Annotated in this window: 10 protein-coding genes; 6 read left to right on the top strand and 4 right to left on the bottom strand. The window is 39.2% G+C overall.

Going from position 1 to position 13857, the window contains the following annotated elements:
- The first annotated feature begins 51 nt into the window (after nt 1–51).
- Nucleotides 52–723: a hypothetical protein gene (locus tag ACN1CN_RS00265; protein ID WP_264524089.1), complete on the top strand. Its 672-nt coding sequence runs from the start codon at nt 52–54 to the stop codon at nt 721–723.
- Nucleotides 724–968: 245 nt separating this feature from the next.
- A complete protein-coding gene (locus ACN1CN_RS00260) occupies nt 969–2000 on the top strand; it encodes a hypothetical protein (protein ID WP_419134209.1) in 1032 nt (343 codons plus the stop codon).
- Between the two features lie 82 nt (nt 2001–2082).
- Here ACN1CN_RS00260 and ACN1CN_RS00255 read toward each other — a convergent pair whose 3' ends face one another.
- Both ACN1CN_RS00255 and ACN1CN_RS00250 read right to left on the bottom strand, forming a co-directional pair.
- Complete coding sequence (locus ACN1CN_RS00255; protein ID WP_419134208.1) at nt 2083–2646, bottom strand: DUF417 family protein; 564 nt, start codon at nt 2644–2646, stop codon at nt 2083–2085.
- Nucleotides 2647–2732: 86 nt separating this feature from the next.
- A complete protein-coding gene (locus ACN1CN_RS00250; RefSeq protein ID WP_419134207.1) occupies nt 2733–3584 on the bottom strand; it encodes a helix-turn-helix domain-containing protein in 852 nt (283 codons plus the stop codon).
- Between the two features lie 313 nt (nt 3585–3897).
- On the opposite strand from ACN1CN_RS00250, the gene ACN1CN_RS00245 reads away from it, so the two are divergent.
- The 4 genes from ACN1CN_RS00245 (at nt 3898) to ACN1CN_RS00230 (ending at nt 10179) form a co-directional block, all read left to right on the top strand.
- On the top strand, nt 3898–4194 hold the full coding sequence (locus ACN1CN_RS00245) for a hypothetical protein (RefSeq protein WP_419134206.1): 297 nt from the start codon (nt 3898–3900) through the stop codon (nt 4192–4194).
- A 225-nt stretch (nt 4195–4419) separates the two neighbouring features.
- The gene (locus tag ACN1CN_RS00240) at nt 4420–5529 is read left to right on the top strand and encodes an efflux RND transporter periplasmic adaptor subunit (protein ID WP_264524094.1); all 1110 of its coding nucleotides are present in this window, start codon (nt 4420–4422) and stop codon (nt 5527–5529) included.
- Between the two features lie 28 nt (nt 5530–5557).
- The gene (locus tag ACN1CN_RS00235) at nt 5558–8671 is read left to right on the top strand and encodes an efflux RND transporter permease subunit (protein ID WP_419134205.1); all 3114 of its coding nucleotides are present in this window, start codon (nt 5558–5560) and stop codon (nt 8669–8671) included.
- Nucleotides 8672–8679: 8 nt separating this feature from the next.
- On the top strand, nt 8680–10179 hold the full coding sequence (locus ACN1CN_RS00230; RefSeq protein WP_419134204.1) for a TolC family protein: 1500 nt from the start codon (nt 8680–8682) through the stop codon (nt 10177–10179).
- Nucleotides 10180–10343: 164 nt separating this feature from the next.
- Here the strand turns inward: ACN1CN_RS00230 and ACN1CN_RS00225 are convergent, their stop codons facing one another.
- Together ACN1CN_RS00225 and ACN1CN_RS00220 are read right to left on the bottom strand one after the other, a co-directional pair.
- Nucleotides 10344–10592 carry a hypothetical protein gene (locus tag ACN1CN_RS00225; protein WP_173966228.1) on the bottom strand — a complete coding sequence of 83 codons (249 nt, stop codon included), beginning with the start codon at nt 10590–10592 and terminating at the stop codon, nt 10344–10346.
- A 210-nt stretch (nt 10593–10802) separates the two neighbouring features.
- Nucleotides 10803–13754 (bottom strand): FAD-binding and (Fe-S)-binding domain-containing protein, encoded by a 2952-nt coding sequence (locus tag ACN1CN_RS00220; protein WP_419134203.1) that lies wholly within the window; start codon nt 13752–13754, stop codon nt 10803–10805.
- Between the last annotated feature and the right edge of the window lie 103 nt (nt 13755–13857).

Below are 13857 nucleotides of genomic sequence, written 5' to 3'. Positions count from 1 at the left end.
TACTGCCGAAGTAATAAAAGAAGCCACTTAATCTATCAAATATAAATCATTATGAAAAAAATAATTCTATCAATTTTAGCAGTGGCTGCTATTTCATTTACATCTTGTAGTACTGACGAACAAAATGCAGAAACACAAGCAGTAGCAAACGAACAATCGCAAGGAACCAATTTAACTAAGAAATCGGCTTTAGCCCTTTGCACAGTTACTTCAACTTCTGTTACTGTAAACAGAACTGCGGCCCCTTCGTCTACTTACACAAACTGGACTCCTGTTGCTGCCGCAATTGGAGGTGTTAATGTTCAATGGGAAGGAATCTACGGAGGTTCAATTCGTCCGGTAGGTAATACCGGTAAATGGTATGTTGGTACTGTGAACTTAAACCAGACTTGTGATGACTGGGATAGCTGGAATGCAAACATCGTAGTTAAAAACGCATCAGGTAATGTTGGTACTTCTCCGGCAGATCCTTACAATGTATTGGGATACAACGGAACTATATCCGGAGCCAACTATGGTTTGGGATATTACTCTTACAACATCCTGACACATGTTATGACTCCTGCAAAAGCTATTGTGATCTGGAGAACCAATTCAGGAACAAATTCACAATCAGTTACCAGCCCTGCATCAGCTTTAGAAGCTTATTTGGTTAAAGTAACAAGCATTACTCCGGGATCTTCTAACAGTACAGTAAACTATAACTGGACACAGGTAAAATAATTAATAACAGCGTAAAAAAGAACATGGGAGCACGAAATAGATAAAGGTAACTGCAGCAAAAGCTGACCGGCGATCCACTGCAAAATACCCCCTGCCCTATATCATTCCCCCATGACCACAAACGGCTTTATAAAATTACCGTAAGCATTGTAAAACAGGCATTTTAAAAAATAAAAGCCTACTTATCCAATAAGTGGCAAAACTAATAAATAAAATCAATTAAAAATTAAATAGACAATACAATCATGAATAAAAGAATCCATTATCCTGTCTTTTTATATAAGATTGCCCTTCTTTTTATAACACTGGTATGTCTTTCGTGCGATACAGAATATATCGACAAAGTCAATACTATCCCTGCAGATGTTATAAAAGTGCCGGGATATACCCATATTGAATCCTTTACTATTAAAGATGCTGATAATAATTCGATAAGTGCAGCACTAACAGAAGAGAATATCGTAATTACCTGGAGCAACCACCTGTTGCTTCCGGAAACCGTTAAACCCGAAATTATTTTGGGTACAGAAGCTGTCATTTCTCCTGTATCAGGTGCCGAAGTACCTTTTAAAGACGGTACCGTTTATACCGTAACTTCAAAAGCAGGTACTACAAAAAAGTACACACTGAAAATAGATTTCAGGCAGAAAGAGCCGAGAACATGGACTTCAACCGCTGAAGAACCTATAACCAAAGGTTTTATGGCAAAAATGACCAATCGCGGTACCAGTGATCCGGCCATCATCAACGATTTGTGGATGAGTCTTAAAGATACAAGAGTTTATTTTGTGTCTGCTGCCGACCAAAAAACAGAGTATACTGCAGAAATTGCTTATTTAGGCAGTGGTGAAACTACCGCTCCGTTTCTGGAATATGGTGTGTATTACTTTCTTCCCGAAAATATGCCCTTAGGAATGTATGATCTGCGCATCAAAAACGGAGCTTACACCCTTCAGAATGCCAGTGTAGAAAATAGGTTTAAAATTGAAGTGGTCGAGCCCGATTATTTTAAAACCGAAAGATTTGGCTTTCCAACTACCAAACGTTCCGGTGAAACACTTGAAGTACGAGGCGGTTTACTAGATTTACTGACTTCGGTCGAAATTTATAACACCGCTAATACAGCTGTAACTTATCCTTTAGAAATTGTAAAACTTACTTCTTATAAAGCCACCTTAAAAATTCCTGCCGGTATTCCTGTCGGAGTATATGACAGAATGAGATTTAAAAGAGAGTCTGGCACTTCCAATCTAAGTTATGCTGTAACAGTTCAATAGTTGCAAATCTTTTACAAGACAAAGAATCAAGAGCCTTTAGCTGCACGCTAAAGGCTCTTTTTGATACCACTGTGTTTTAATTTCAATGTTTCTTTTTCAAATACAATGCTGCCGATTCACTCATGGTAATTAGTGAAGCTCCCAGAATAACAATATCTTTTAAAACCAGACGTCCCCTACCGGACAAATAAGGAAATCCGTATTGATCGTCAGTTAAATGTGGTACCCAGCTTTCGGGTGTCGTTACCAAAAAAGAAAGTGTACCAATGGTTAGTATAAAAACCAATATACTGCCAATCATACTGGCCAAAGGTGCCCACTGATGAATGGCGACCAGAATCCCGATTCCAATTAATAAAATTCCAAGACCGTTGGCAAAGCCGTAGGTATTGTTCTCAAGATGCCATTCGTGATTTTTGGCAATTAACTCCCCTTCTTTATTCCCATATTCTTTATATTCAGAAGGGTGATCGTAAAAGAAAGACATAAACGGACTGTTGGCGACAAATGGCACGATTCCATCTGCTTCGTAGGTAAAAAATTTAAGTCCGCCAATCCATAGAAAAACCACTACAATTCCGGCACGTACTGCTTTTTTTCCGAGTTGATCTAAATTGGCGATGGCATTTAAGAGGGTATTTTTCATTGCTGCTGTTTTTAAATTAATTGTTTAAAAGTTACAGCGCAAAACTACATCCACATACCACCGCAAAGAATGGACGAAAAAGGATATTACCTAGACAAATCTGCCACGATCGAGATTCCGGTTGTTTTTCTGAAAGTTTGTGGAGAAACCTTAGTCATTTTTTTGAAGACCCTGCTAAAATAATATTCGTCCTGAAATTTTAAAGCAAAAGCAATTTCTTTAATGCTCATTCTGGTAAGATGCAGGTGTTTTTTGGCTTCCAGAATCAATCGCTCCTGAATCATTTGTGTCGGAGTTTTATTGAAACGTTTGTTGCATTGTTTGGTTAAATTATTAGAAGTCATTGCTAATAAAGAAGCATAATCACTTGGTTTGTGAAGGTCTAAAAAATGTTCTTCGAGCAGGAGTTTAAACTGATCCATTTTTTCATCTTTTTGAAACTCCTGCTTTTCGATGCAACTCATTTTGATACTGCTCGATTTCGCCAGAAAAAGCTGAATATAAGCTCTCAATACAATATCGGAAGGTGTTTCCTGCCTGAGCTCATCTCTGATCTGATTCATTAACTGCATGTACAACTGATGTTGTTCGGCAGACAGCTGTATAGACGGTTCTATATAAATATTATTAAAGAGTACCCCATTACAGGCAACTTCATTTCTATGGTATTCAATGCAATAAAAATCGCCATGAAATTGTAAAACACTATACAAAATTGGTTTCATTTCTTTTATGTGAATCGATTGTTGAGGTGTGGAAAACAATAAAACGGGACCCGAAAAATGAAACGAAGCAAAATCGGCATGATAGATCCCTTCCCCTTCACTAACAAACAAAACCGTGTATTCGCTAAACTGAACGGGCTTATCTAAAGCAAACTGCTCTGAGTTGGCTATTCCTAATAAAAAAGTACCCTGTTCTGAATATACTTTGTTCATTTTATCTTTTTAATGCATCTCTGCTTTTCTACAAAATTAAGAATGAATTGTTCTTTTACTGCACCCAATCCTCACAAAACAATACTAAAAAAGAGGATCTCTTTTAACGGAATGTTATCCTATCCTGAATTTTTGATATTTTCTAAAAATTTTAAGAATTCATTATTTTGCAATTGACTATATTTGGTCCCTTATCAAATATAAGCCTGTCTTTTCAGACTACAAGCTACAATTCTTTACGGCATACATGAAATCATTTAAGTTCATAGGTATATTTTTGCTATTCTTGCTTCCTCTTGTGGGTGGAGCAGAAATGGGCAAAACCCCTGTACAACTTACGATTTGCCAGGCACAGGAAAACTTTTTAGCTTCTGAAGTACCGCAATATTCTTCTTCCTCTCTGGTTACACCCAAAGATCTTGACATTCATTTTATCGTCAAAAAGAAGATCAAACATCGTGCGACAACTTCTGACAGCAGCACTTTAAAAACACCGTACTTTACTAAACTAGTACATTTTAAGATCTTTGAGAATGGCTTAATCTATGGCATTGCAACTATATATCAGATTCAGCGACACACTCATCTGCATCTTTACCAACTTTTCTAGATCAACAATTTTATTTTTTTTATAGGTAGAAATCTTCTGCCCTGCACTCTTTTGTTTTCACACAAAGGAGCTGTTGTACTATAAAAATATTTCTTCCAAACGATACCGTTTTCTAAAAGCGGTTGTCGTTGCATTTTTCATGTTTAACATTTAAGTAATTCACAACTCCCTGTCAATCAATATCAGGGAGAGCCTCCATTTATATACCTATTTTAAAAATTCATTATGAACACTACAAAAAATCAATTCTTGTTAATTGTTTTATCTGTTTTATTCCTGACCTCTTGTGGGGATAAAACCAAAAAAGATGTTTCGAAAATTAAAACGCTGCCTGTTTACAAGGTTACGTTGCAGGACACCATTGTCTCCAACCGGTTTGTTGCTGACGTACACGCCAAAAATAATGTAGAAATACATGTTCGCATCCCCGGATTACTGGACAAGGTTTTTGTGAGCGAAGGGCAAAAGGTCCAAAAAGGTCAATTGTTGTTTAAAATCAGTGATGTCGAATTGCAAATACAATTATTAAAAGCCCAAGCCGTGTACAAAAGCACCTTGGCAGATCTCCGAATTGCAACAGTTGAACTGGAGCAGGCACAAACACTTTTCAACAAAAAAGTAATCGCCGACAAGGAGCTGGAACTTTCTAAAGCTAAACACGAAGCCGCTTCCGCTAAAGTTGCGCATGCTGTTGCAGAACGAAAAGCAATCAACCAGCAAATTAGTTTCACCACCATCAGAGCTCCTTTTGACGGAACAATCGACCGTATTCCGTTCAAAGAAGGAAGTCTTGTAGAAAATGGTTCTCTGCTGACAACGGTTTCGCAACTGGATGATGTTTACGCCTATTTCTCCATTCCGGAAAACATTTATTTTCAAATGATGGCCGACAAAAGTTTAAACAAAGCGGGAGGTGATATCAAACTGGTTTTACCCAACGGTGCCGTTTACAACCAAAAAGGCGAATTAAGAACTGCCGATGGTGAAATCGACCGCCAAACGGGTTCTATTCAATACAAAGCTAAATTTCACAATCCACAAGGTTTCATCAAACATGGAACATCCGGCAAACTGATCATTTCCGAACCTAAAAAAAATGTGATACTAATTCCGCAAAAAGCTGTTTTCTCGATACAGGACAAACAGTTTGTATTTCTTGTGAATAAAGAAGGAATTGTAAAAATGACCAACATTACGATTGGCAGTACGCTTGACGATGTATTTATCCTGAACAAAGGACTAAAAAGCAATGACCTGATTGTAGAAGAAGGCACTCAGTCGTTGCGGGACGGTGACAAGATTAACATCAAAGACATGCAAAACGTAAGCTTATAATTTCTAATTAGTATCAAAAAAACATAAAATGATAGAGTTATTTATCAAAAGAAAAATACTGTCGTTAATCATATCGGTTATGATAGTACTCCTGGGTATACTGGCCTTGTTTCAGCTGCCTATCACACAATTTCCTGACATTGTTCCGCCATCTGTAACGGTAACGGCCAAATATACGGGAGCCAATGCCGAAGTTTCGGCCAATGCCGTCGCACTGCCTTTAGAACGTGCTATCAAAGGTGTTCCGGGAATGACCTACATGTCGACTGTTACTTCCAATGACGGTCTGACGCTGATACAAGTCTTTTTTGAAGTAGGGACCGATCCGGATCTGGCGGCTGTAAACGTCCAAAACCGTGTTACGACTATACTCGATGAATTGCCCGAAGAGGTAATTCGTGCCGGAGTAACCACCGAAAAAGAGGTGAACAGTATGCTGATGTATCTGAACATTACCAGTACAGATAAAACACAGGACGAACAGTTTATTTTCAACTTCACCGATATCAATATTCTTCAGGAACTGAAAAGGATTGACGGTGTCGGACGTGCTGAAATCATGGGACAGAAAGAGTATTCCATGAGGGTTTGGCTCGATCCGCAAAAAATGCTTTCCTATGCGATTTCGGCAAACGAAGTGATTGCTTCTCTTCAAAAACAAAACATATCGGCTGCACCGGGTAAAGTGGGTGAAGGTTCAGGACAGCTCGACAATCAGCTTCAGTATGTTATCAAATACGGAGGGAAATTCTACGAACCCAAACAGTACGAAGAAATTCCACTTCGGGCAAACTCAGACGGGACGATCCTAAGATTAAAGGACATCTCTAAAATCGAATTTGGATCGATGAGTTACGGAATGGTTTCTAAAACCGACGGTAAACCTTCTGCTTCGATCATGTTAAAACAACGACCGGGTTCTAATGCTTCTGAAGTAATTGCCAGCGTAAAAGAAAAAATGGCCGAACTTCAAAAAACATCCTTCCCTCCCGGAATGGATTACAATATTGCCTACGATGTATCGCGTTTTCTGGATGCTTCGATCGATGAGGTTTTGAAAACGCTTATCGAAGCCTTTATTCTGGTGGCCTTTGTTGTTTTTATCTTCCTTCAGGACTGGCGTTCTACCTTAATCCCTGTTTTGGCAGTACCTGTAGCCCTTATTGGTTCGTTTGCCTTCATGTCGATGATGGGCTTTTCGATCAACCTTCTTACGTTGTTTGCCCTTGTATTATCGATAGGAATTGTGGTCGACAATGCCATTGTGGTCGTCGAAGCTGTTCACGTTAAAATCTCCGAAGAACATATGGCACCGCTGCCGGCTACGATTAGTGCCATGAAAGAAATTACCGGAGCTGTAATTGCCATTACCATCGTCATGAGTGCCGTGTTTATTCCGGTTGCCTTTTTAAGTGGTCCAGTTGGAGTTTTCTATAGGCAGTTCTCGTTAACCATGGCTATTAGTATTGTCATCTCCGGAATCAATGCCCTTACTTTAACCCCTGCCCTTTGTGCTATTTTACTAAAACCACATAATCCGGAGGAGAAAAAGAATTCTTTAATCAATCGTTTCTTCAACAGTTTTAATACCTGGTTTGATAAGGTTACGGCCGGTTACATCCGAATACTGTCAAAATTTGCAGACCGTACCACTGTTACAGCCGGTTTATTGGTTTTATTCTATTTACTCACCTGGGGAACCAGTAAATTTGTTCCTGCCGGATTTATTCCTTCAGAAGATCAAGGAATGGTTTATGTGAGTGTGACTACTCCCCAAGGAGCCACGGTAGAACGTACCGAAAAAGTACTGGATGAAGTGACCCGTCTGGCCAAAGAAATTAAAGGTGTCGACAATGTGACAACGCTTGCCGGATACAGTATTGTGACTGAAATTGCGGGAGCGTCTTATGGTATGGGAATGATCAATTTGAAAGACTGGAGCGATCGTGATATCTCGGTAAATGAATTCATCACCAAACTGGGAGAGAAAACAAAAAACATTTCTGACGCCCAGATTGAGATTTTTGCACCGCCAACCGTTCCCGGTTTTGGAAACACTAGCGGATTTGAACTTCGATTACTCGACAAATCCGGAGGCACAATCACCAACACAGATGCTGTGACCAAAAACTTCATTAAGGAACTAAATGCGGCACCCGAAATACAAAACTCTTTTAGTAGTTTTGATGCTACTTTCCCTCAGTATTTAATCCACATTGATTATGATCTGGCTGCCAAAAAAGGAATCTCGGTAGACAATGCCATGTCTACACTACAAACAATGCTGGGTTCTTTTTATGCGACCAATTTTATACGTTTCTCCCAAATGTATAAAGTAATGGTTCAGGCCAGTCCGCAGTTCAGAAAAAATCCAGAAAGCATTCTGGATATGTACCTTAAGAATGATGCCGGCGAAATGGTTCCGTTCTCGACCTTTATTAAACTGGAGCGTGTTTATGGTCCTGAAGTGCTAACGCGTTACAACATGTACATGTCGGCTATGATCAACGGAGAGCCTGCTGAAGGATACAGCTCAGGAGAAGCAATCGCAGCCGTAGAGAAAATCGCAGCCGAAAAACTCCCAAGCAGGTTTGAATTGGAATGGTCGGGTATGACACGTGAAGAAATTTTGTCCGGAAATCAGACCATTTACATTTTTGCGTTGTGTATACTGTTTGTCTATTTACTTCTTGCCGCTCAATACGAAAGTTTACTACTGCCCTTTCCGGTACTTTTAAGTCTGCCGGTAGGTGTTTTTGGTTCGTATCTCGCCTTGTTAATGGTTGGACTGGACAATAACATTTATGCTCAGGTGGCACTCGTCATGCTTATCGGATTACTCGCCAAAAATGCCATTCTGATTGTAGAGTTTGCGATGGCCCAAAACAAAATTGGACGCGATATTACCGAGGCTGCGATTGAAGGAGCCCGATTGCGTTTCAGACCCATTTTAATGACTTCTTTCGCTTTTATTTCAGGCTTAATTCCTTTATGTATTGCCTCGGGTGCCGGTTCTATTGGTAACCGTTCGATAGGTACTGCAGCCGCGGGAGGAATGCTTATAGGAACGGTATTCGGACTTGTAATCATTCCGGGACTTTATATCCTGTTTGCCAAATTTGAAAAAGCATTGAAAAAATAAAAACAATAATGAAAAACACAATAAATCAATATAAAATAGCTCTTCATCTTAACTATAAGTTTAAGATGTTTTCGTTAGTACTGGCAACTGGAACGCTGCTGCTGACTGCCTGTTCTGCTCCAAAAGTAAACGACAATCTGGCCGCTAAACCCTTGCCGAAGAATTTTGATGTTACCTCAAAAAAAGCTGCTGACAGCGGAACACCTTTTGTTCCGCTGCAAACAGCCACTTATTTTAAAGACGAAAAATTAGAAAAATTACTGGATAAAGCTGTCGCTCAGAATCCGGATTATTTAGTCATGGAGCAGCGCATTTTAATCGCCAACTCACATTTGAAAGTAGCCAAACTTGCTTTACTGCCTTCTTTTGATCTTCAGGCAGATGCTTCCGGAACACGTTACGGAAAGTATACTATGGAAGGTGTTGGAAACTTTGATACCAATTTATCTCAAAACATATCCGACAGACAACGAATTGCAACGGGCGCTACTCCTAACCTATTTTTAGGTGGAAAAGTGTCCTGGGAAGCCGATATATGGGGTAAACTAAGCAACCGAAAAAAAGCGGCACGTCAAAGATACTTTGCTTCACAACAGGGAATGCGATTACTGAAAACCAAACTCCTAAGCGATATAGCAGAACTTTATTATGAGCTGGTAGCTTTAGACAAACAGGCTGTAATTTATAAAAGAAACTTAGATACACAGCAGCATGCATTGGATATTATTTCGGCACAGCGATCTGTTGGAAAAGCAACAGAACTAGCTGTACAGCAGTTTAATGCTCAAAACAATAACATACTTGCAGAAGCAGAACAGCTCAATCTTAAAATTAATCAAACCGAAAAGGCACTGCTTACACTGCTGGGAGAATACGGAGGAAAAGTCGACAGAAGTGCTGAGTTTTTATCCGGTCATCTTAAAGTTTTAAATCAAAAAATAAGTGTAGACTCTATCATTCACCAAAGACCTGATGTTTCTGAAGCTTACTTTGAATTAATGGCTACAAATGCTGATGCAAAATCTGCACGTGCCGCCTTTTTTCCCACCTTAAACTTAGGCGGATATGTAGGCATGAACTCTTTTTCATTTTCTACTTTTTTTGACAGCGGTTCATTTGCCTGGCAATTGCTTGGCGGAATCACTGCTCCGGTATTCAACAAAGGACAAATCAAACAGGAGTTTTTTACGGCTAACCGAAGACAGGAGATTTCTTTTTTGCAGTATCAAAACACCATTACAACGGCCTATAATGAGTTAAGTGCCTTACTGCACCGAACCGAAGCTTTTGAAGATGTCTTGAAGTACAAATCCAAAGAAATTGAGCATCTGGAGATTGCAGTCAATGTTTCAAATGACTTATACCTTAACGGATATGCCAACTATCTCGAAATCATCAGTGCCCAAAAAAACAAACTACAGGCCGAACTCGATTTTGTTGACATTCAGCTGAAAAATGCAAACGCACAGATTTTGCTTTATAAAGCTTTAGGTGGAGGAATGGAGTAAAACTTCATGTTTCAGAGTTTCTGTGAAATGTTAAATGTGAAATTTGAAATTTGAAATTTGAAACTTGAAACTTGAAACTTGAAACTTGAAATCTGCTTAAACAAAGAGCCCCGTTTCTCTACTGAAACGGGGCTCTTGTTTTATTTTATAACTGTTGAAAAACCTTATTTGAAAAACGATATGGTATCGGTTAGGTTTTCTCTATGAATAAAAGCTGTAATAAACTCCTGAACTTCATTAGTACTTTCAGATGGAGTTTCAAAAGAGTTGATGTGAAATTCATCATCCTGATCCAGAATATGTATGATTTCTGTGTATCCTTTAGAAATCAAACTTCCTTTAAGTTTAATGATATTCAACTGTTGGCGACCATCTAATTCCTTGCGAACTTTTAGTTTTATAGCTTTTTCCATAGTAGATGTTTTTAAATTGATAAACCTTTAGCCTACTATCAAATTTAATTATTATTCTTTTGACTAGTTGTTAAAAAAATATTCATCTGTCATTATTTATTAACAAACTATAAACAATCGTCCAAAAAGTCCCTCCATATCTATCACTGAAAATCCAAAAACTCGTTCACTGAGGCCTATTGAAGAAACTAAAAACTCATCAGCTTCAAGCTATTTTAATGCTTTAAACAAGATCTCTACCGGATGCTGTGCTTTTCGGCCTGTACCGTCTGCAATCTGGTGTCTGCAGCTGGTTCCCGAAGCAGAGATCAAAGTAGCTTCTTCCTCAGAACGGATTGTTGGAAACAAAACCAGCTCCCCTATTTGCATCGATAATTCATAGTGTTCTTTTTCATATCCAAAAGATCCCGCCATACCACAACAGCCACTCGGAATGTTCAATACCGTATAATTCTCGGGTAAGCTTAATATTTTTTTGAGCGGTACTAATGACGATAAGGCTTTCTGAAAACAATGTCCGTGCATACGCACACGTTCCGACTTCGCTGTAAAGCTATCTGACGAAATTCTTCCTTCTTCGAGTTCTTTGGCTAAAAACTCCTCAATCAGAAATGTTCTTGCTGCCAATGTTTTCGCTTTAGTTTTTAATTCACCGCGGCACAAATCAGGATACTCATCACGAAAAGTTAATATCGCCGACGGTTCTATTCCGATCAGAATACCACCCTCAGGAATCGCCAATTCAAAGTTTCTGATGTTCTGTTCGGCTATTTCACGCGCTTCTTTTAACATTCCTTTCGAAAGATAGGTTCTCCCACTGATTCCTATATTGGGTATCCCGACCTCGTATCCTAAACGATTCAATAACTGAACAGCCGTCTGCCCTATTTCAACATCATAAAAGTTCAAAAATTCATCATTGTACAGGTAGACTTTACCATTTACAAAATTCCCTTTCTGGCTGTACGCTTTCATCCATCTGGCGAAAGTAATTTTATGCATGAGAGGGAGTTTTCGTTCTGTAGCAAAGCCCGTTGCTCTTTTAATCACATTTCCAAAAGCTCCTTTGGCCGATAAGTTGTATGCCCACGGCATCGCAGCAAACCATTGGTTTATTCTGGGTGTGTTTCCAATAAGTCTGGAACGGAACTTTACTCCGTTTTTATCGTGATACTGCTGTAAGGTTTCGGCTTTTAGTTTTGCCATGTCAACATTTGAAGGACATTCTGATTTACATCCTTTACAGCTTAAGCACAAATCGAGTACTTCCAAAAGGTTATCATCATCAAACTTATTTGCTTTTGTTGAGTTGCTTATGGTTTCTCTCAGCATATTTGCTCTCGCACGTGTGGTATGTTTTTCATCCCTAGTAGCCATATAACTCGGACACATGGTACCCCCACTTTTTTCAGTTTTTCTACAATCTCCCGATCCGTTGCACATCTCGGCAGCACGTAAAACTCCGTTATGTTCCGAAAAATCAAAATAGGTTTCCGGCATTGGAGTATCCTGTCCGGGAGTATACCTCAAACTGGTATCCATTGGTGGTGTATTGACAATTTTCCCGGGATTAAAAACGCCCCACGGGTCCCAAACTTGTTTAATTTGGAGAAACAATTGGTAAATTTCCTCCCCTAACATCAACGGAATAAATTCGCCCCTAAGTCTTCCATCACCATGTTCACCGCTTAAGGAGCCTTTGTATTTTTTTACCAGATGGGCAATATCAGTTGCAATGGTCCTGAAAATGGCAGTCCCTTCTTTGGTTTTTAAATCAATAATCGGACGCAGGTGCAATTCACCAGTTGCCGCATGTGCATAATGTACACAGTTTAGATTTCGCTCTTTTAGAATCGCATTAAATTCTTCGATAAAATCCGGTAAATCGTTTACATCTACTGCCGTATCTTCGATTACCGCAACAGCCTTGGCATCACCGGGAATATTAGACAATAAGCCCAATCCAGCTTTTCGCAAGGCCCAGACTTTATTGGTATCCTCTCCATAAACCACCGGAAAATGATAACCCAGATTTTTAGAACGCATCAAAGCTTCCATTTCTTTGGCTATGCTGTCGATTTCTTCGGGAGTATCCCTTAAAAACTCAACTGCTAAAATAGCCTGAGGGTCTCCTTTTACAAAAAAACGATTCTTACTTTGTTTAATATTCTCTTTTGTACATTCCAGAATATAATGGTCGATTAACTCTACACTATCAGGGTTGAATTTTAAAGCTTCGATATTGGCTTTAAGAGATTCATTAATACTTTCAAAATGCACGCAAACCAAAGCCGAGTAAGGTTTTAATGCCTCAACCAGATTCAGTTTTATCGCTGTCGAAAAGAATAAAGTCCCCTCTGACCCTGCAATTAATTTACAGAAATTAAATTTCTCTTCTGAATCTGTAAACGGCATTGTATCTGCCAGTAAATCCAAAGCATAACCGGTGTTTCTTCTTGGAATGGATTTTTTAGGAAAATTATCTTCAAACAAAATTCGGTTTGATGCTACCGACAAGATTTCTTTTGCCTGAACATAAACGGCCTGTTCCAAAGGGCTTACTACATTAATTCCGTTGCACTTATCTTCAAATTCCGAATTCGTCAAAGCGCCAAAAGTAACTTCATGACCATCGGCCAAAAAACCTTTGATTTCGAGTAAATGTTCGCGTGTCGATCCGTAAATAACCGATCTTGCACCGCAGGCATTGTTTCCTACCATCCCGCCAATCATACAGCGATTGCTGGTAGAAGTTTCGGGTCCGAAAAATAGCTTGTACGGCTTCAAATGAAGATTGAGTTCATCGCGAATAACACCCGGTTCTACCCAGGCGGTTTTCTCCTCCTGATCAACCGATATAATTTTGGTAAATTCCTGCGAAATGTCGACAATAATTCCGTTACCCACTACCTGTCCGGCAAGTGATGTTCCGGCAGCACGCGGAATTACGCTGCTTTTGTGTTCTCTTGCAAAAGCAATGATTTTCTGAATATCTTCTTTTGTTTTGGGAATCGCAACTGCCAGAGGCATTTCTTTATAAGCGCTGGCATCAGTCGCATAAAGCAAGCGCATGGTATGATCGTAGAATAATTTACCTTCTAATTGTTTTTCTAAACTTTCAAGAGGAACGGTACCTTTAGAAAGGATATTATTGTGATTCATTTTAATACTTTAAATTAAGTAAGATGTCATTTCGACCGAAGGAAGAAATCACAAGCGGGATTCCATGCAGCATGGAAGCTTCTTTGTCGAGTTTCTTGTGTGA

Source organism: Flavobacterium sp. T12S277 (assembly GCF_048514875.1).
GTDB lineage: Bacteria > Bacteroidota > Bacteroidia > Flavobacteriales > Flavobacteriaceae > Flavobacterium.
The sequence above is the reverse complement of the archived record's forward strand: the minus strand, read 5'-3'. Positions and strand labels throughout refer to the sequence as shown.

Coding starts and splice junctions, on each gene's coding strand:
- ACN1CN_RS00240 (WP_264524094.1), top strand. CDS start 4,420: ATGAACACTACAAAAAATCAATTCTTGTTAATTGTTTTATCTGTTTTA.
- ACN1CN_RS00245 (WP_419134206.1), top strand. CDS start 3,898: ATGGGCAAAACCCCTGTACAACTTACGATTTGCCAGGCACAGGAAAAC.
- ACN1CN_RS00250 (WP_419134207.1), bottom strand. CDS start 3,584: ATGAACAAAGTATATTCAGAACAGGGTACTTTTTTATTAGGAATAGCC.
- ACN1CN_RS00260 (WP_419134209.1), top strand. CDS start 969: ATGAATAAAAGAATCCATTATCCTGTCTTTTTATATAAGATTGCCCTT.
- ACN1CN_RS00220 (WP_419134203.1), bottom strand. CDS start 13,754: ATGAATCACAATAATATCCTTTCTAAAGGTACCGTTCCTCTTGAAAGT.
- ACN1CN_RS00265 (WP_264524089.1), top strand. CDS start 52: ATGAAAAAAATAATTCTATCAATTTTAGCAGTGGCTGCTATTTCATTT.
- ACN1CN_RS00255 (WP_419134208.1), bottom strand. CDS start 2,646: ATGAAAAATACCCTCTTAAATGCCATCGCCAATTTAGATCAACTCGGA.
- ACN1CN_RS00235 (WP_419134205.1), top strand. CDS start 5,558: ATGATAGAGTTATTTATCAAAAGAAAAATACTGTCGTTAATCATATCG.
- ACN1CN_RS00230 (WP_419134204.1), top strand. CDS start 8,680: ATGAAAAACACAATAAATCAATATAAAATAGCTCTTCATCTTAACTAT.
- ACN1CN_RS00225 (WP_173966228.1), bottom strand. CDS start 10,592: ATGGAAAAAGCTATAAAACTAAAAGTTCGCAAGGAATTAGATGGTCGC.